Annotated in this window: 19 protein-coding genes; 9 read left to right on the forward strand and 10 right to left on the reverse strand. The window is 75.3% G+C overall.

Annotated features, from left to right (window positions below; genetic code table 11):
- Positions 1-91: 91 nt before the first annotated feature.
- From whiA to KPF47_RS11355, 4 genes are all read right to left on the reverse strand, one after another.
- Positions 92-1,030: a DNA-binding protein WhiA gene (gene whiA / locus KPF47_RS11340; protein WP_224388775.1), complete on the reverse strand. Its 939-nt coding sequence runs from the start codon at positions 1,028-1,030 to the stop codon at positions 92-94.
- 105 nt (positions 1,031-1,135) lie between these two features.
- Positions 1,136-1,336 (reverse strand): hypothetical protein, encoded by a 201-nt coding sequence (locus KPF47_RS11345; protein WP_224388777.1) that lies wholly within the window; start codon positions 1,334-1,336, stop codon positions 1,136-1,138.
- A gap of 140 nt (positions 1,337-1,476) precedes the next feature.
- Positions 1,477-2,196 carry a TetR/AcrR family transcriptional regulator gene (locus KPF47_RS11350; RefSeq protein ID WP_224388778.1) on the reverse strand — a complete coding sequence of 240 codons (720 nt, stop codon included), beginning with the start codon at positions 2,194-2,196 and terminating at the stop codon, positions 1,477-1,479.
- A 78-nt stretch (positions 2,197-2,274) separates the two neighbouring features.
- Positions 2,275-2,886 carry a TetR/AcrR family transcriptional regulator gene (locus KPF47_RS11355; RefSeq protein ID WP_224388780.1) on the reverse strand — a complete coding sequence of 204 codons (612 nt, stop codon included), beginning with the start codon at positions 2,884-2,886 and terminating at the stop codon, positions 2,275-2,277.
- Positions 2,887-2,975: 89 nt separating this feature from the next.
- On the opposite strand from KPF47_RS11355, the gene KPF47_RS11360 reads away from it, so the two are divergent.
- The 4 genes from KPF47_RS11360 to KPF47_RS11375 all read left to right on the forward strand — a co-directional run bounded on the left by KPF47_RS11360 (position 2,976) and on the right by KPF47_RS11375 (position 6,251).
- The gene (locus KPF47_RS11360; RefSeq protein ID WP_224388782.1) at positions 2,976-3,413 is read left to right on the forward strand and encodes a nuclear transport factor 2 family protein; all 438 of its coding nucleotides are present in this window, start codon (positions 2,976-2,978) and stop codon (positions 3,411-3,413) included.
- A complete protein-coding gene (locus KPF47_RS11365) occupies positions 3,410-4,225 on the forward strand; it encodes an ergot alkaloid biosynthesis protein (protein ID WP_224388784.1) in 816 nt (271 codons plus the stop codon). Before KPF47_RS11360 ends, KPF47_RS11365 begins: the two co-directional genes overlap by 4 nt.
- A gap of 82 nt (positions 4,226-4,307) precedes the next feature.
- Positions 4,308-5,246 carry a zinc-binding dehydrogenase gene (locus KPF47_RS11370; RefSeq protein WP_224388786.1) on the forward strand — a complete coding sequence of 313 codons (939 nt, stop codon included), beginning with the start codon at positions 4,308-4,310 and terminating at the stop codon, positions 5,244-5,246.
- A 102-nt stretch (positions 5,247-5,348) separates the two neighbouring features.
- The gene (locus KPF47_RS11375) at positions 5,349-6,251 is read left to right on the forward strand and encodes an excalibur calcium-binding domain-containing protein (RefSeq protein ID WP_224388788.1); all 903 of its coding nucleotides are present in this window, start codon (positions 5,349-5,351) and stop codon (positions 6,249-6,251) included.
- A 57-nt stretch (positions 6,252-6,308) separates the two neighbouring features.
- Here KPF47_RS11375 and KPF47_RS11380 read toward each other — a convergent pair whose 3' ends face one another.
- A complete protein-coding gene (locus KPF47_RS11380; protein ID WP_157818423.1) occupies positions 6,309-6,809 on the reverse strand; it encodes a class I SAM-dependent methyltransferase in 501 nt (166 codons plus the stop codon).
- Between the two features lie 57 nt (positions 6,810-6,866).
- On the opposite strand from KPF47_RS11380, the gene KPF47_RS11385 reads away from it, so the two are divergent.
- Entirely contained in the window at positions 6,867-7,289 is a 423-nt protein-coding gene (locus KPF47_RS11385; RefSeq protein WP_224388790.1) for a DUF1707 domain-containing protein, read from the forward strand.
- Between the two features lie 18 nt (positions 7,290-7,307).
- Here KPF47_RS11385 and KPF47_RS11390 read toward each other — a convergent pair whose 3' ends face one another.
- Complete coding sequence (locus KPF47_RS11390) at positions 7,308-8,474, reverse strand: LLM class flavin-dependent oxidoreductase (protein ID WP_224388792.1); 1,167 nt, start codon at positions 8,472-8,474, stop codon at positions 7,308-7,310.
- A 159-nt stretch (positions 8,475-8,633) separates the two neighbouring features.
- Between KPF47_RS11390 and KPF47_RS11395 the strand changes: the two genes are divergently transcribed.
- Positions 8,634-9,224: a TetR/AcrR family transcriptional regulator gene (locus KPF47_RS11395; RefSeq protein ID WP_224388794.1), complete on the forward strand. Its 591-nt coding sequence runs from the start codon at positions 8,634-8,636 to the stop codon at positions 9,222-9,224.
- A gap of 13 nt (positions 9,225-9,237) precedes the next feature.
- Here KPF47_RS11395 and KPF47_RS11400 read toward each other — a convergent pair whose 3' ends face one another.
- On the reverse strand, positions 9,238-9,648 hold the full coding sequence (locus KPF47_RS11400; RefSeq protein WP_224388796.1) for a hypothetical protein: 411 nt from the start codon (positions 9,646-9,648) through the stop codon (positions 9,238-9,240).
- 75 nt (positions 9,649-9,723) lie between these two features.
- On the opposite strand from KPF47_RS11400, the gene KPF47_RS11405 reads away from it, so the two are divergent.
- A complete protein-coding gene (locus KPF47_RS11405; RefSeq protein ID WP_224388798.1) occupies positions 9,724-11,562 on the forward strand; it encodes a prolyl oligopeptidase family serine peptidase in 1,839 nt (612 codons plus the stop codon).
- Position 11,563: 1 nt separating this feature from the next.
- Here KPF47_RS11405 and arsC read toward each other — a convergent pair whose 3' ends face one another.
- Together arsC and KPF47_RS11415 are read right to left on the reverse strand one after the other, a co-directional pair.
- Complete coding sequence (gene arsC / locus KPF47_RS11410; RefSeq protein WP_224388800.1) at positions 11,564-11,917, reverse strand: arsenate reductase (glutaredoxin); 354 nt, start codon at positions 11,915-11,917, stop codon at positions 11,564-11,566.
- Positions 11,918-11,988: 71 nt separating this feature from the next.
- Positions 11,989-13,446, reverse strand: coding sequence for a catalase (locus KPF47_RS11415; RefSeq protein WP_224388802.1), 1,458 nt, complete (start codon positions 13,444-13,446; stop codon positions 11,989-11,991).
- Positions 13,447-13,644: 198 nt separating this feature from the next.
- Here KPF47_RS11415 and KPF47_RS11420 point away from each other — a divergent pair, with 198 nt between their 5' ends.
- A complete protein-coding gene (locus KPF47_RS11420) occupies positions 13,645-14,838 on the forward strand; it encodes an MFS transporter (RefSeq protein WP_224388803.1) in 1,194 nt (397 codons plus the stop codon).
- Between the two features lie 295 nt (positions 14,839-15,133).
- On the forward strand, positions 15,134-16,153 hold the full coding sequence (locus KPF47_RS11425; RefSeq protein ID WP_224388805.1) for an endonuclease/exonuclease/phosphatase family protein: 1,020 nt from the start codon (positions 15,134-15,136) through the stop codon (positions 16,151-16,153).
- A gap of 67 nt (positions 16,154-16,220) precedes the next feature.
- Here KPF47_RS11425 and KPF47_RS11430 read toward each other — a convergent pair whose 3' ends face one another.
- Positions 16,221-17,294, reverse strand: a complete 1,074-nt coding sequence (locus KPF47_RS11430; protein WP_224388807.1) for an aspartate-semialdehyde dehydrogenase — start codon at positions 17,292-17,294, stop codon at positions 16,221-16,223.
- Between the last annotated feature and the right edge of the window lie 6 nt (positions 17,295-17,300).

Below are 17,300 nucleotides of genomic sequence, written 5' to 3' on the forward strand. Positions count from 1 at the left end.
AACCTCCCGATTTCGATGAATTAACGTGGCGAATGCTTGAGTCCACACCGTACCCCGAGTACGCCGCAGCGGCGGATCGTGGCGGTGGGACTCAGTCCTCGTCGGGCCCGGCGACGCCCGACAGCCGGACCAGCCTGCGGAGCCGGCCCGCGACGGTGTCCTTGGTCAGCGGCGGGTCGGCGAGGCGGCCGAGCTCGGCCAGCGACAGCGACGGGTGCTCCAGACGCAGCAACGCGGTCTCCCGCAGATGGGGGGCGACGTCGGCGCCGAGCACCTGCAGCGCCAGCCGGACCCGCTCCGCGGTCGCGGCGGCGGCCGTCGCGGCCCGGTGCGCGTTCACCGTCTGCAACGAGCCGTCCGCGGCCGACGGCTCCCGCGGGACGGCCGGGACCCGGCCGAGCGCCTCGGCCACACCCGGCGCCCCGACGCTGCGCAGCAGGGACTCGGCGCTGTCCGGGTCCCGCACGACCACCCGGTGCCCGGTCACCGTCTCCTGCGGCGCGGCCAGCACCCCGAGCCCGCGGGCCGCGCCCACGAGGGCGAGCACGACCGCCGGCCCGGAGCAGCTGACGACCAGCCGGATCCGCCCGGCCGGACGGACGATCCGGCCCCGGGCGATCAGCGCCCCGCGCCAGACCCCGGCGGCCACGGCCGGCCCCGCCGCGACGACGGCGGGCGGCAGCCCGTGGACCGGCCGGCCGATCCGGTCGACCAGGCCCGTCGCCCGGGCCAGGTCGGCGCCGGGCGCCGTGACCCGCAGCTGGTAGCGCAGGGTCGTGCCGCCGGCCGTGACCACCTCGGCCCGCATCCCGCCGCGCCCGTGCAGCGCCCCGAGCTCGGAGCGCATCCGCAGCGCGGGGGCCGGCGCGTCGAACTCGGCGAGGATCGTCGTCCGGCCGTCGTGCACGCCCACCTCGCCCGCCAGCCGCAGCTGGGTGACGAGCCCGGCGTGCCGGACACCGGGACGCTCCTCGCGGACCGCACCGAGCTCGCGGTGCAGCTCGGCGGTCACGCGCTCCAGGTCGAACACGGTCGTCTCCTGCGAGGGGAAGCGGCAGGACGGGGACACATCCCCCGAGGTGAACCCCGCCCTGCCCGGGAGGGCGGAGCGCCTCGGCGCCCCACCGTGGCCAGATCAGTCCTCGGACGGGCCGGCGTGCATCGGGCAGCGGGGGTCGATGCAGGGCCTGCTCTCGGCCCCGGCCCGGAACGCCGCGTTCGCCAGCACCGAACACAGGCAGCCCTGGGCCTTCGCCCGTGGCCCGCCCGGCGCCAGCTCGTCGACCGGAGCCGGTCTCGGACCCGACCGGCCCCCGCCGTTCGCCTCCTCGGGCATCGCTCCCCCTCCGCACGACTGCGCGCCCGGAGTTCCCCGACGTCGGGGCCCGTGCGCAGATACATCCGGCGGCCGCCGGGCGGGTCCTGGACCCGCCGGAGCGACCGGCTCGCGACGGTACCCTATACGCGGGGTAACGACTATTTCGGCTCGACCCGCACGGGCAGTGGCGAATCGGGACTCACCGTCACCCCGTGGCGTCGCGCCAGCCCCTCGATCTGTGCCCAGATCAGGTCCGTCAGACGGGCGGCGACGACGTCCCGCCCCAGGGCGTCACCGGCCGCACGGCCACGCAGCCACCACTCCGCGGTCGCCTGCACCGCGCCGACCAGCGACTGCGACCACACCCGGATCAGGTCGGGCTCGTCGACGTCGAGCATCACGGCGTAGGACCCGAGCAGGCCGGTCAGCGCCGAGGCGATGAACTCCCGGCCCGCGTCGACGACCTCGCCCCGCTGCCCGGGCAGGCGACGGCGGAACAGCAGGTCGACACCCGGCGAGTCGTCCAGGAAGCCCAGGACCGCGTCGACCGAGTCGTGGATCCGCGTCCACGCCGCGCTCTCCCGGTAGAGGACGGGCATCAGCCGCTCCATGAGGCGGTCGGTGGCCCGCTCGGCCATCGCGTCGAGCAACGCGGCCCGGTCACCGAAGTGCCGGTAGATCACCGGTTTGGTGACCCCCGCCGCGTGCGCGACCTGGTCCAGGCCGAAGTCCTGGCCGTCCCGCCCCAGCACGATCAGCGCCGCGTCGACCACCTGCTCGCGACGGCGCGCGCGGTGTGCGTCCCAGCGCGTACTGCGACCGTCGGACCGGGGGTCGTCCGCGGCCCCGGAGTCGGTGCGGCCGGACGACACGCTCACCATGCTCCTCCCTCGGCGGGTCCGGTGGAGGGAGGACCGGCCGCCGGCGACAGTGGATCACGAACGCCGCCGGCCCGGTCAGCGTGGCGCGGTCATCCCCCGCGCGACGAGCTCGGCGAGGGCGGTCGCCCCCTGGTCGTCGATCGGGCCGCCGTGCACGGCCACCCGCCAGAACGGCACGCTGCCGAGCAGGTCGACGACGAGCTCCGCCTCGACCCCGTCCGCCTGCTCCGCCGTGATCTCCCCCCGGGCGACCGCCCGGGCGAGCACCTCGCGCGACCGGTCCCGGCGTGGCCCGGAGAGCCGCTCCCGGAACGCCTCGGCCAGCCCCGGCGACCGGCGCGACTCCGCGAGCAGGTCCGGCACGATCGCCGACAACCGGGGGTGGTCGAGCCAGTCCCGCATCCCGACGACGAGCGCACGCAGGTCGCCGCACAGCGACCCGGTGTCCGGCGGCGGCTCGGCCGGGACCCCGAACCGGCCGACGACGTCCATGACCATCTCGTCCTTGCCCGCCCAGCGCCGGTACAGCGCGCTCTTCCCGACGCCCGCGCGCGCCGCCACACGCTGCATCGACAGCCGGCCGTGGCCGACCTCGGCGAGCTCGGACAGGACCGCCTCGACGACGGCCTCGGTCAGCTCGGGACGCAGGACGGCAGCTCCGGAGGGGGCGCGGCGCGGGGTGGGCACGCCCACAGCATAGCGAGTGGACAGGACGGGCCCGTCTCGTCCATATTCGTCGGGACGGAACCGTATCGACGCGACGGAGAGCAAGCCCCATGGACGACACCCGCCGACAGCGCGCGCACGCCACCGTGGACGCGGCGCTGGACCGGATCCTGGCCCACGACATGGCGGGCCTCGCCGCGCTCTGGGCGCCCGACGGCACGATGACCTTCCCGTTCGCCGCGCCCGGCTCCCCGCGGGCGCTCGCGGGCCGCGACGCCGTCGCCGCCTACGGGGCCGGCTACAACGACCTGCTGCTGCCCGCCGCCGTCGTGGACGAGGTGCGGCACACGACCGGGGACCCGGACACCCTCGTCGTGGAGTTCGCGGTCCGCGGCACGGTCGTGGCGTCCGGCGCGGACTACACGCTGCGCTACGTCGCGGTCGTGACCGTCGGCCCGGAGGGCATCACCGCCTACCGCGATTACTGGAGCCCGCTGGAGATCCAGCAGGTGCTCGGCCGCACCGGGCTGGCGGAGACCACCCGATGACCGTCCTGGTCACCGAGGCCACCGGTACCACCGGGCGCCGCATCGCCGACCTGCTGGAGACCGCCGGGGCCGACGTCCGCCGGGCCGCCCGGTCCTCCTCCCCCGGGTTCGACTGGCTGGACCCGGCGACCCACGACGCCGCGTTCGAGGGCGCCGAGAGCCTGTACCTGCTCCCGCCGCCCGCCACCCCCGACCCGGCACCCGTCCTCGCCCCCGTCCTGGAGCGGGCGGTCCGGCGCGGCCTGCGCCGGGTGGTGCTGCTGAGCGCGGCCGCCGTCGAACGCGGCACGCCCGGGCTGGGCGCGGTGCAGGACCTCGTCCTGGGCACGGTCCCGGAGCCGTCGGTGCTGCGCCCCTCGTGGTTCACCCAGAACCTGCTCGGTGACCACCTCACCGCCCGCGGGCTGCGCGCCGGCGAGGTGGTCACCGCGACCGGGGACGGCCGGGTCCCGTTCGTCGACGCCGGGGACATCGCCGCCGTCGCCGCCGCGCTGCTGCTCGACCCGGCGCCGCCGGAACCGGACGTGGTGGTCACCGGCCCCGCGGCCCTGTCCTACGACGACGTGTGCGCGGTCTGGACCGAGGTCACCGGCCGGACGGCCCGGCACCGCCCGGTGACCGTGTCCGCGATGACCGCCCGGCTCGTCGCCGACGGGATGCCCGCCGACTACGCCGCCGTGCTCGCCGGGCTCGACGGGCTCATCGCCGCCGGGTCCCAGGCCCGCACCAGCGACGCGGTGCTCCGGCTCACCGGGCGCGCCCCGCACAGTGTGCGGGACGTCCTGCGGGAGGCCTGCCCGGTCCGGTCATGACCGCGACCACACCGGCGGCCACCGACGGGAGGCTGCGTGCGAGGCTCGCCCGCGGACGCAGTGGACGACGCGAGGAGGCGTGGTGCGACGGGTGGTCTGCCGGGAGTTCGCCGATCCGGAACGGTTCGAGCTGGTGGACGAGCCCGACCCGCGGCCGGGACCGGGGGAGGTCCTCGTCGCCGTGGAGGCGGCCGCGGTCAGCTTCGTCGACGGGCTGATCGCCCGCGGCGGCTACCAGCTGCGGCCGCCGCTGCCGTTCACACCGGGCACCGCGGTCGCCGGGACCACCCCGGACGGCAGGCGCGTCGCCGCGCTGCTCCTGGGCTTCGGCGGGTTCGCCAGCCACGTCGTCGTCCCGGAGGAGCTCCTGGTCCCGGTACCCGACGGCGTCGACGCGGGCGTCGCGGCCAGCTCGCTGGAGAGCCACGGGACGGTGGCCTTCGCCTTCCGCGACCGGGTGACCGTCCGTCCTGGCGAGTGGGTCGTCGTGCTCGGGGCCGGCGGCGGCATCGGGCAGGCCGCGGTGGACCACGCCCGCGCCGCCGGGGCCAGGACACTCGCCGTCGCGTCCACACCGGACAAACGGGCGGCCGCACTCGCCGCCGGGGCGGAGGCCGCCGTCGGCTACGACTCCCTCAAGGACGCGATCCGGGAGCACACCGGCGGGGGCGCGGACGTCGTGGTCGACCCGGTCGGCGGCGACGCGGCGGAGGCCGCGCTGCGGGCACTCGGCGCCGGTGGCCGGTTCTGCGTACTGGGCTTCACCTCCGGCGTGATCCCCCGGCTCCCGGCGAACGTGGTGCTGCTGCGGAACCGGACGGTGGTCGGGGTGGACTGGGGCGACTGGTCGCGCACCGACCCGGCCGCCTCGCGGGACCTCGCCGAGCAGGTGCTGCGCCGGATCGGCGCCGGGGAGCTGCGCCCGGCCCGCCCGCGGTCCCTGCCGCTGGCCGACGCGGCGGCCGCGACCCGCGCCTACGCGGAGCGCTCCGCGGTCGGGAAGCTGGTGCTCACTCCCTAGTCATCAACGCTGATGACGGGCGGTAATGGCCGCGTCACACCTCTCGATAGGTCGTTCGTCGGAGCGGGCAGCTCCGGTCGGACCACCGTGAGAGGACCTCCCATGACCGCCACCCAGTCCTGGTCCGCCGTGGAGCCGGCGACGCAGCCGATCCCCGTCGTGCGGCGGGGGAACGCCCCGGCGACCGCCGGTTTCTGGCTGGGGATCGTCGGGCTGCTGGCCGGGTGGGTCCCGTTCCTGGGTCTGCTCGTCACGGTGCCGGCATGGGCGCTCGCGCAGGCCGGTCGGCGCCGGTTCCGCACCGGCGCGGCCACGACGGCGGGGCGCAGCGGCGCCGGGCTCGCCCTGGGCGTGGCGGGCAGCGTGCTCTGCCTGCTGACGACCACCATCGGCGTCGTCGGAGCGGCGAACGCACCGCAGCCGGCGCTGCCGGCCGCGGCTCCGGCCGCCCCCGCCGCCGCACCCGCCCCGGCTCCGGTCACGGTGCCCGACGTCGTCGGCATGACCGACGTCCGGGCCCGCGAGGTCCTGGCGCAGGCCGGCTTCACCCACGTCGTGCTCGGCCCGCCGTCCGCGGCGGCCGCCGGCGTCGCCGCGGGCACCGTCACCGCGCAGGACCCGGTGGGATCGACGACGCACGACCGCGCGGCCCCCGTCACGCTGGTCGAAGCCGCCGCAGCGGCCGCGCCGGTGGATACCGACGTCGACCGTCCGTACGTGCCCGCGCCCGCCCGCCCGCTCGTCGCGACCCCGCCCGCTCCGCGCACGGCCGTCGCCGCGCCCCGCCCCGCCCCGCAGGCGCCGCGTCCGGCCGCCCCCGCGCCGCGCCCGGCGGCACCCGTGGCGCCGGCACCCCCCGCGCCGGCTCCGGCGCCCGGCGGTGGGTCCGCCTACTACGCCAACTGCACCGCGGCCCGCAACGCCGGTGCGGCCCCGCTGTACCGCGGCGACCCGGGCTACCGCTCGGCCCTCGACCGCGACAACGACGGCATCGCCTGCGAGTGAGCCGGCCGATCCGACCCGGTGCCCCGGCGGGACGACCCCGCCGGGGCGCCGGCGCCCTCAGGCCGGCCGGGCCGTCACCCCGGCCCCGCCGTCGCCGGACACCGGGACCGGGTCCCAGCCGTTGCGGCGGAGCCCCGCCGCGACCGCCGCGGGTGGGGTGCCCTCGTAGAGCACGTGCAGCACCCCGCCCGGCGCGAGCACCCCGCGCAGCACCGCCAGCTCGGGCCCGGGGTCACGGGTCCAGAACAGGTTGACGTTCAGCGTGAACGCGACGTCCACCGAGCCCGCCGCGAGCCGCAGCCCGGCCAGGTCCGACCGCAGCACGGTGAGCACGCCGTCGTCGACGGCGGCCGCGCAGCGCTCGGTGGTCCGCGCGACGGCGACGGCCGAGCGGTCCACCGCCCACATCGCGCCGCCCGCGACCCGGTCGAGCCGGGGGCAGACCAGCGACGCCACGGCACCCGGACCGCAGCCCACCTCCAGCACCCGGGTGCCCGGACGCGCGCCGACGACGGCGGCCGCGAACCGCGCCCGCGCCGGGACCGCCCTCGCCGCCACAGCGGTCATCCTGGCACGGACCGGGCACCGACAGGCATCATCGAGGAGGTGGACGAGGTGGTGGGACCCGAGCAGCTCCGTATCTCCGACGCCGAACGCCAGGCCGTCGCCGACCGTCTGCGTGCCGCCCACGCGGACGGCTACCTCGACCTCGCCGAGTACGACGAGCGCCTGACCGAGGTCTGGCGGATGCGCACCCGGGGCGACCTGGGCCGGGTGACCCGGGACCTGCCCGCCGAGCCGGATCCGGGCCGTCGCGACGGCGTGGTGTTCGCCGCGGGCCCCGGCGGTGTCGCCATGAAGGTCCTGTCGATCATCTGGCTGTGCATCACGGCCGCGGCCGCGGCCGGCACCGCGGTGCTGGCGCTGCTGACCGACCTGCGCCCCCTGTGGTTCCTGATCTTCTCGGCGCCGACCGGGGCGGTGCTGCTGACCCTGTGGGTGGCCGGCGCGGGTCGTGCCCGGCGCGGCGGCGCCTGACCGCCGCGCCGGGACCGCTCAGCCGCCCGAGCGCTCCTGCTCGTAGCGCTTGGTCATGGTGTCGACGGCGTCGAGCTGGCTCTGTGCGTGCTTCTCCCGGGTCGAGCTGGCCCGGTCCTTCGCGGCCAGGGTGCCCGCCGACTGCCCCTGGAACTCGGGCATGACGTGCTGGGCGATCAGCTCGTAGGAGCGCCTCGTCGCCTCCGGGTTCGCCCACTCGTGCCCGAGCAGCAGGAACGCACCGAACCCACCGGACTGGTCGACGAGCTTGCGCACCTGCGCCCTCGCGTCCTCGACGGTGCCGATCGCGCCGATGCCGGCGTCGTTGATGAAGTCGATCATCTCCTTGACGTCGCCGCCCTCGACCGCCATCTGCGGGAACGCCGCGACCTTCTGGAAGTACCGGAACCAGTGCTCGATGCCGTACTCGACCTCGCGGTAGGCCTGCTCCCGGGTCTCGGCGACGTGCATCAGCCCCACCAGGCGCCACTTGCTGCGGTCCGGCGTCGGCTGCCCGAAGTGGGCGGCCCGCTCCTCGACGACGCTCCAGTGGTGGGCCAGCGCGTCGAAGCCGTCCTGGGTGAGGGTCGCGCCGATGGACAGCAGGCCGACGCCGTGCTGTCCGGCCATCCGCGGCCCGGTCGGCGAGGCGACCGCGGCCACCGTGACGTCGAAGCACGGATCGGAGTACGGCGCGAGCTGCAGCTGCGCGTCGACCAGGGTGTGCGTCCTGGTCTCGGCGTTGACCACCTCCCCGCGCAGCAGCCGCATGATGATGTCGAGGTTCACCTCGAGCAGCTCACGGGTGTCGGTCGGGTTCAGGCCGATCATGGCCGAGTCGGTCGGCAGCGAGCCCGGCCCGCAGCCGAGCATCGCCCGTCCCCGGGTGAGGTGGTCGAGCAGCACCATGCGGTCGGCCACCCACAGCGGGTTGTGGTAGGCGATCGAGGTGACGCCGGTGCCCAGGCGGATGTGCCGGGTCCGCTCGGCGGCGGCCGCGATGAAGATCTCCGGGGACGCGATGATCTCCGAGCCCGCGGAGTGGTGCTCCCCGATCCAGGCCTCGTCGTAGCCGAGCCGGTCGAGGTGCTCGACCAGCTCCAGGTCGCGCTGCAGCGCGAGCGTGGGGTTCTGCCCGGGCTGGTGGAACGGGGCCAGGAAGGTGCCGAATCGCAGTCTGCTCACGGTGACTCCTCGTCGCTCCGGCGCCCACTCCGTCGAGGACGCCGCCGTGACAGTCCTTACCCGTCGTGACCGGCGTCACGCAAGCGTTGCACGACGGTGGCGGACAGGGTGAACGGCCGGTGTACGGACGTCCGTGACGACCCGATAGGTTTCGCGATCATGGGACACCGCGAGGAGCTGCTGGACGGGGCCGCGCAGTGCCTCTACGAGAAGGGGTTCGGCCGCACGACCGCGCGCGACGTGGTGGCCGCGTCCGGGACGAACCTGGCGTCCATCGGCTACCACTTCGGTTCGAAGGACGCGCTGCTCACCGAGGCCCTGCTGCGGGCGACGACGGCCTGGGGCGAGGAACTCGACCGGGCGCTCGCCGAGCCCGCGGGCGGCACCACCGACCCGCAGCGCCGGGTCGAGGAGACCTGGAGCCGGGTCGTCGGCCTGTTCTCCACCCAGCGACGCCTGTGGGCCACCCACGTCGAGGCGCTCGCCCAGGCCGAGCGGCTGCCCGAGCTGCGCGCGAAGCTCGCCGAGGCCCAGCGGGAGGTCCGCGAGGGCCTGGCCCTGACCTTCCACACGCTGCCCGACGACCCGGCCGCCGCCGACCGCCGCGTGCACGTGCTCGGCTCCGTCTACCAGGCGTTGCTCACCGGGCTGATGGTCCAGTGGATGCTCGACCCCGACGCCGCCCCGTCCGGTGTGGACATCGCGGAGGGGCTGCGCGCGATCGCCGAACGGGCCGACGCGTTCGCCTGACCCCCGGCGGGGGTCAGTGCCAGGGCTCGACCCGGCCGATGACCGTCCCCCCACGGACCGCGCCGGGCTCGGCCACCCGCACGGTGAACGTCCCCAGCGCGAGGAAGCGCAGGGTGACCGTGCCCCCGGCGCTGACGTCGACGGCGCGGCCCTGCTCGGGGACCAGCACCCGGCGCGCGACGTCGCTGCCGACGGTGAGCACCACCGTCGTCCCCCGGCGCACCCGCACCGTCGGGACCGCGGGATCGGGCCGGGTCGCGGAGTGGTCGAAGCGGACCGGGGTCAGCCCGTGCGCGTCGGCGGAGGCGGCGACGGTCGGGCCCGCGGCGACGGTGCCCGCCGTCGACCCGGCCGCACCGCAGCCCGCGGCGGCCGGGGAGAGGACGAGCACCCCGGCGAGCAGCAGCCGGGCCGGTCTCCGCATGCCTCCATGCTGCCGGATGCGCGGTCGAGGACCCCGCCCGGTGCACCCGTTCGTGGCATTCGGCACGATCGGGTCGTGAGCCCGCACCCCAGCGCCCCCGTTCCCCCGACGCTCTTCGACGACGAGCGCGAGCAGCGCTGGCGGTCCCGGTTCACCGCGGTGCGCATGTCGCGTCCGGGCTGGGCACGCGACGCACCGGCCCGCTCGGTCTACGTGTCCAACGCGACCGGCACCTTCGAGATCCACGCCTGGGACCGCGGGTCCGGGGAGCACCGTCAGGTCACCGACCGGCGCAACGGCACCACCTCGGCCGTGCTGCCCCCCGACGGCGAGCAGGTGTGGTGGTTCGCCGACACCGACGGCGACGAGTTCGGCCACTGGGTCGCCCAGCCGTGGTCGTCCGGTCCGGGCACCGACACGGTGCCCGCCGTCCCCGGCGTCGGCGACGGGTACCCGGCCGGTCTGGAGATCGGCCGTCGCGTCACCGCCGTCGGGGTGTCCACCGACGAGGGCACCGTCCTGTCGGTGCACGAGCGCGGCTCGGGGACCGGCGCCCGCGAGATCTACCGGCACACCGAGGACGCCGGCGTCGGCGCCCTGTCCGAGGACGAGACGTTCCTCGCGATCTCGCACTCCGAGCACGGCGACTCGCGGCACCCGTCGCTGCGGGTGCTCGACGTCGCCACCGGGGACGTCGTCGCCGAGCTGCACGACGGCCCCGGCCGGGGTCTCGCCGCGCTGGAGTTCTCGCCCCTCGCCGGGGACCAGCGGCTGCTCGTCGGGCACGAGCGCCGCGGCCGCGACGAGCTGCTGGTCTGGGACCCGACCACCGGGGAGGTCACCGAGCTCGTGGTCGACCTGCCCGGCGAGCTCGTCGGCGGGTTCGTCCCGGACGCCTCGGCGCTGCTGGTCGCCCACACCCACGCCGCCCGTACCCGGCTGCACCGCTACGACCTCGCCTCCGGCGCGCTGACCGAGCTGGCGACCGCGCCCGGCTGCGTCGGCTCCGCCGAGGTCCGCGACGACGGCACGGTGGAGTACTCCGCGTCGTCCGCGGCCACGCCGTCGCAGATCCGGGCGCTGCGCCCGGACGGCACCGACGAGGTGCTGGTCGCCCCGCCCGGGGAGCGCCCGCCCGGCTCGGTCGCGGTGCGCGACGTGTGGACCGACGGCCCCGGCGGCGCCGTGCACAGCCTCGTCGCCGAGGCACCGCGCACCGGCGACGGCCCGGCCCCCGCGGTGTTCGTGCTGCACGGCGGCCCGCACGCCGCCGACGAGGACCGCTTCGACGCCGGCCGCGCCACCTGGGTGGAGGCGGGGTTCACCGTCGTCGAGGTGAACTACCGCGGTTCCACCGGGTACGGGTCTGCCTGGCGGGACGCGATCGAGGGCCGCCCCGGGCTGACCGAGCTGGCCGACGTCGCCGCGGTGCAGGACGCGCTGGTCGCCGACGGCACCGTCGACCCGGCCCGCTGCGTGGTCGACGGCTGGTCCTGGGGCGGGTACCTGTCGCTGCTCGCGGCGGGCACGCAGCCGCAGCGGTGGGCCGCCGCCGTCGCCGGGGTGCCGGTGGCCGACTACGTCGCCGCCTACGCCGACGAGATGGAGCAGCTGCGCTCGTTCGACCGGGCGCTGTTCGGCGGATCCCCCGACGAGCTGCCCGACCTGTACCGGGAGGCCTCGCCGCTGACCTACGTCGACGAGGTCCGGGTGCCGGTGCTGGTGCTGGCCGGGGAGAACGACCCGCGCTGCCCGATCCGGCAGATCGACAACTACCTGGATGCGCTGGCGGCGCGCGGGGACGTGACCTACGAGGTCAGCCGGTTCGACGCCGGGCACGGCTCGCTGGTGGTGTCCGACCAGCTCGACCTGATCGCGACCGAGGTCGACTTCGTCCGCCGCGCACTGGGCTGACTCATGACGTCGGGCCGTCGAGCAGCCCCAGCACGTTCTCCGGCGGCCTGCCCACGACGGCCCGGTCCCCGTCGATCACCACGGGCCGCTCGATGAGCCTCGGCTCGGCCGCCAGCGCGTCGAGCAGGGTGTCCCGGTCGGCACCGGCGAGGCCCTGCTCCCCGAACGCGGGCTCGCCGGTGCGGGTGATCGCGAGCGGGTCCTCGGTGCCCAGCGCGGCCAGCGCCCGCTCCAGCTCGGCGCGGGTCGGCGGGTCGTCGAGGTAGCGGCGCACCGTCGGTTCGACGCCGCGGTCGGTCAGCAGCGCGAGGGCGGCGCGGCTCTTCGAGCAGCGCGGGTTGTGCCAGATCTCCACGCACCGAGCCTAGGACGTACGACGGCCCCGGGGGGCGTCCCCCGGGGCCGTCGGCCGGTACGCGGAAGGAGTCAGCCGCCGTTGCGGACGGCCTGCTCGATCCGGTCGCCGATGTTCTTGTCGACGTTGCGCCAGTACTCGAAGGCGCGCTGCAGGATCGGCTCGGTCACGCCGTCGAGCAGGTGACCCGCGACGTTGCCGACGAACCGCTCCCGGGCGGCGTCGTCGAACACCTCGCGGACCATGATCCCGGCCTGGCCCCAGTCGTCGTCGGACTCGCGCAGCGTGTACGCGCTGCGGACCATGTCCCCGTCGGCGTACCAGAGGGCCTCCGAGACCCGCTTCGGGTCGGCGGCCGGGCCTCCGTAGGAGTTGGGCGCGTAGATCGGGTCGCGGGTGTTCGCGATCCGCATGGCGCCGTCCTTCTGGTAGTTGTTCACCTCGCTGCGCGGCGCGTTGACCGGGATCTGCTTGTAGTTGACCCCGAGCCGGGCCCGGTGGGCGTCGGCGTAGGAGAACCCGCGGGCGAGCAGCATCTTGTCCGGCGAGAGCCCGGTGCCGGGCACCAGGTTGTTCGGCTCGAACGCGGCCTGCTCCATCTCGGCGTGGTAGTCCTCGACGTTGCGGTCCAGCGTCAGCTTCCCGACCTTGATCAGCGGGTAGTCGCTGTGCGGCCACACCTTGGTGAGGTCGAACGGGTTGTACCGGTAGGTCTTCGCGTCGGCGAACGGCATGACCTGCACGTACAGCGTCCACGACGGGTGGTTGCCCGCCTCGATCTCGTTGTACAGGTCGGCCTGGTGATAGTCGGGGTCGGAGCCCGCCAGGGTGTCGGCCTCGTCCTGGGTCAGGCTCTCCACGCCCTGGTCGGACTTGAAGTGGTACTTCACCCAGACCAGCTCGCCGGCCTCGTTGATCCAGCTGTAGGTGTGGCTGGAGTAGCCGTTCATCTGCCGCCAGGTCTTCGGGATGCCCCGGTCACCCATCAGCCAGGTGACCTGGTGCGCCGACTCCGGCGAGAGCGTCCAGAAGTCCCACTGCATGTCGTGGTCGCGCAGGTTGTTCGCGACGCGGCGCTTCTGGCTGCGGATGAAGTGCTGGAACTTCATCGGGTCGCGGACGAAGAAGACCGGCGTGTTGTTGCCGACCATGTCCCAGTTGCCCTCGGTCGTCCACAGCTTCAGCGAGAAGCCGCGCGGGTCGCGCCAGGTGTCGGGGCTGCCCCGCTCCCCGGCGACGGTCGAGAACCGGATGACGCCGCGGGACTCCACGCCGGGCTGCAGGAACGCGGCCTTGGTGTACTGCGAGACGTCCTCGGTGGTCTCGAACCGCGCGAACGCCCCACCGCCCTTCGCGTGCGGCTGCCGCTCCGGGATGCGCTCCCGGTTGAAGTTCGCCATCTGCTCGATGAGGTAGTGGTCGTTGAGCAGCGGCGGGCCGTCCGGACCGATGGTCAGCGAGTGCTCGTCGCTGGCGACCGGGCTGCCGGAGTCCGTGGTGGTGGGCTTGGGCTGGTGCGACGTGGTCACGGCCGAGCCTCCTCGTGCGCGTGGTGGGTGGGGCGGGCGAGTGGTTGCTCGCCTGTCGACCGGGACGTGCCCGCGCGGACGCGGACGCGTGGTGGTCGGCGGTGTGTTCGGTCCCCTGGGACTTTCCCCGGAGGTCGCGGCCGAAACACCGGTGGAACCGGTGCGCGACGACGGCGGCCCGCGGGTCAGGATGGGGTCGTGCCCGACAGCGCTGCCACCGCACCCCGCGCCGGCCTCGGCGCGTTCGCCGACGTGCTGCGCCTGCCCGGGGTCGGTGCGATCACCGCCATCGGCATGGCCGCCCGGGTCCCCGCGACGGCCGTGGGCGTCACGCTGACCCTGCACACCGTCACCACACTGGGGCACGGCTACGCCGCCGCCGGGCTCGTCGCCGCCGCCGTCCCCACCGGGATGGCCATCGGAGCCCCGCTGCTGGGCACGGTCCTCGACCGTCGCGGGTTGCGCCCGGTGCTGGCGCTGACGATGGCCGCGGGCCTGCTGTTCTGGTCGGTCGCGCCGGTGCTCGGCTACGCCGGCCTGCTCGGCGCCGCGTTCGTCGCCGGCATCCTGACGCTCCCGGTGTTCTCCCTGGTCCGCCAGGTCATCGCCGCCGCCGTCCCGGCCGGACGGCGCCGTCCCGCGTTCGCGCTGGACTCGATGACGGTCGAGATCTCCTACATGACCGGGCCGGCCGTCGGGTCGCTGCTGACCGTGTGGCTGGGGTCGGCGACGACGATGCGGGTGATCGGCGCCGGGTTCGTCCTGGCCGGGATCGCACTGTGGTGGCTGGACCCCCCGGTCCGCGCCGACGGCGGGGACACCACCCGGGCCGGTCCCCGCCCACCGCTGGGTAGCTGGCTGACCCGGCCGCTGGTCGGGGCGCTGCTGGCGGTGACCGCCGCGGTGGTCGCGATCATGGGCACCGAGTTCGCCTTCATCGCCGCCCTCACCTCCTCCGGACAGGCCTGGGCGATCGCCGTGGTCAACGCCGTCTGGTGCCTGGCGTCGCTGGTCGGCGGGTTCCTCTACGGCAGTGCCCGCCGCGGCCTGCCGCTGCCGGTGCTGCTCGCCGGCCTCGGGCTGGCGACGCTCCCGGCCGCCCTGGCCTGGTCGTGGTGGAGCCTGCTGTTCCTGCTGCTCCCCGCCGGCCTGGCCACGGCGTCGACGCTCGCGGCGGGCAGCGCCGCGATCGGCGACCTCGCACCCGACCGGGTACGCGGTCTGGTCACCGGCCTGCAGGGCTCCGCGACGACGCTCGGCATCGCGATCGCGACCCCGCTGGCGGGGGCGCTGGTCGACGCGGCCTCCCCCGCCGTCGCGATACTGGCCTGCGGGTCGGTCGCGGTCGTCGCGGCCGCGGTGGCGGCACCGCTGCTGCGCGCCCGCACCTGACGGCCCGCTCGCCCGGTCACCGCCCGCCACCGCGCCCCGCCACACCACGCCCGGCACCGCCGCGCCCCGCCACACCGGGCCGGGCTCTCCGGGCGCCCCGCGACCCGCGTCGGCGTCACCGAGATGCACCTCGGCGGGCCCGGAGGATCCACGAATCCCCCTGAGCCGCATCCCGACGGGTGAACGGTCGGCCAGCGGTCGCGCAAGCCGGACGCTGAGAGCGTCCACAGACGATCAGCGCAGAGCACCGTCCGGACGCGGCGGCCGGGTGTGCCGCTCGGGCAGACTGGACCGAGTGAGCGCACCGCCCCACCCCGACTCCGAGACCCAGCCCATCCCCCGTGGGCAGCCCCGTCGCCGGGTCGGCCGGGTGCGCTGGGGGTTCGCGCTGCTCCTCGGCGCCGGTGCCGCGCTCGTGACGCTGCCCGATCTGGTCGGTCTCGACGCACGATCGCCGTTCGCGCAGGTCATCGCGTTCCGGCCGCTGATGGTCGCGGCGCTCGGCGTGCTGGTGGTGATCGGCCTGCTGGTGACGCTCGCCGCCCGCCGGTTCTGGCCGGTGCCGGTCGTCCTCGCGCTGGTCGCGCTGGTCGGGGCGGCGATGGTGCTCCCCCGCACCGTGGCGGGCCCCGCGCCCACCGGCGGGACCCCGCTGAAGGTGCTGGCGCTCAACGTCTACGAGGGCAACGCCGACGCCGAGTCCCTCGCCGCGCTGGTCGCCGCGGAGAACCCCGACGTCGTCTCGATCCCGGAGGCGGGCGGTCGCTACGAGAGCCGGATCGCCCCGTTGCTGGAGCCGCTGGGCTACCGGACGGCGGCCAGCGTCGACCGGGGCGACCGGGACGTCACCGGCAACACGGTGGCCTGGGCGGACCGGCTCGGCGACGTCCGCACCCGGATCGGCAAGGACGTCCGCTTCGACTACATCGAGATCACCGGCGGTGGCCTGGGCGAGCTGCGGTTCGTCGCGTTCCACTCGGTCGCGCCGGTGCCCCGCTCGGTCGGCCGGTGGCGCACGGACCTCGAGACCGTCGCGAAGTGGTGCTCCGGGCCGACCCCCGCGGTCGTCGCGGGCGACTTCAACGCCAGCCTCGACCACTCCGTGTTCCGGGACGCGATCCGCGGGTGCGGCGACGCGGGCTCGGCCACCGGCAACGGGCTCGCCGGGACCTGGCCGACCTGGGCGCCGTCCTGGCTGGGGCCGCAGATCGACCACATCGTCTACACCGGCGGGATCGGCGCCGAGTCCTTCGCGACGCACCTGGTGCCGGGCACCGACCACCGCGCCATCGTGTCGACGCTGCGCCTGCCGTAGCCCGCACACGACGACGGCCGCCGCCCGGGCATCCGGGACGGCGGCCGTCGTCGTGGAACGGGAGGGGTCAGCCTGCCGCGGCCACCGTCTCGGCGACCTCGTAGGTGTTGAGCGCCGCGCCCTTGCGCAGGTTGTCCCCGCACACGAACAGCTCCAGGGTGTTCGGGAAGTCCAGCGACTGCCGGATCCGGCCCACCACGGTCGGGTCCCCGCCGACGGCGTCGGCCGGGGTCGGCCACTCACCGGCGGCCGGGTCGTCCTTGACGACGATCGTCGGCTGCGCGCCGAGGACCTTGCGGGCCGCGTCCACCGCGACCTCCGAGGAGAACGTCGCGTGGATCGCCAGCGCGTGCGTGGTGACCACCGGGACGCGCACGCACGTCGCGGAGACCTTGAGTTCCGGGATCCCGAGGATCTTGCGGGACTCGTTGCGGACCTTCAGCTCCTCCGAGGACCAGCCGTCGTCCTTGAGCGAGCCGGCCCACGGCACGACGTTGAGCGCCAGCGGCGCCGGGAACGGCGAGTCGCCGCCGACCGGGATCCCGGCCTCGGTCAGGACGGCCGCGACGTCACCGGAGGCCTTGCCGAGGTCCTTGCCCGCCACCGCGGACAGCTCGGCCTGCAGCTGGTCGATTCCGGGCTGGCCGGCACCGGACGCGGCCTGGTACGACGACACGACCAGCGCCTCGAGCCCGAACTCGCGGTGCAGCGCACCCATCGCCGCCATCATCGACAGCGTCGTGCAGTTCGGGTTCGCGATGATGCCCTTGGGCCGCTCGGTCACCTTCTCCGGGTTCACCTCGGGCACCACGAGCGGGACCTCGGGGTCCATCCGGAAGGCGCCGGAGTTGTCGACGGCGATCGCGCCGCGGGAGGCGGCGATCGGCGCCCACTCCGCGGAGACCTCGTCGGGCACGTCGAACATCGCGATGTCGACGCCGTCGAAGACCTCGGGCTTGAGCTCCAGGACGGTGATGTCCTGGCCGCGGACCGTCAGCACCTTGCCGGCGCTGCGGGCCGAGGCGATCAGGCGGATCTCGCCCCACGGCACCGACTCGCGGGAGTCGATGATCTCGATCATGGTGGTGCCGACGGCACCGGTCGCGCCGACGAGCGCGAGAACGGGCTTGTCCATCGCCATGTCAGC

It is taken from the genome of Pseudonocardia sp. ICBG1293 (assembly GCF_020131355.1).
In the GTDB taxonomy this organism is placed as follows: Bacteria; Actinomycetota; Actinomycetes; order Mycobacteriales; family Pseudonocardiaceae; genus Pseudonocardia.

Bases quoted from the DNA above. Each gene is read 5' to 3' on its own strand.
- KPF47_RS11345 (WP_224388777.1), bottom strand. From the start codon at position 1,336: ATGCCCGAGGAGGCGAACGGCGGGGGCCGGTCGGGTCCGAGACCGGCT.
- KPF47_RS11360 (WP_224388782.1), top strand. From the start codon at position 2,976: ATGGACGACACCCGCCGACAGCGCGCGCACGCCACCGTGGACGCGGCG.
- KPF47_RS11365 (WP_224388784.1), top strand. From the start codon at position 3,410: ATGACCGTCCTGGTCACCGAGGCCACCGGTACCACCGGGCGCCGCATC.
- KPF47_RS11375 (WP_224388788.1), top strand. From the start codon at position 5,349: ATGACCGCCACCCAGTCCTGGTCCGCCGTGGAGCCGGCGACGCAGCCG.
- KPF47_RS11395 (WP_224388794.1), top strand. From the start codon at position 8,634: ATGGGACACCGCGAGGAGCTGCTGGACGGGGCCGCGCAGTGCCTCTAC.
- KPF47_RS11400 (WP_224388796.1), bottom strand. From the start codon at position 9,648: ATGCGGAGACCGGCCCGGCTGCTGCTCGCCGGGGTGCTCGTCCTCTCC.
- KPF47_RS11430 (WP_224388807.1), bottom strand. From the start codon at position 17,294: ATGGCGATGGACAAGCCCGTTCTCGCGCTCGTCGGCGCGACCGGTGCC.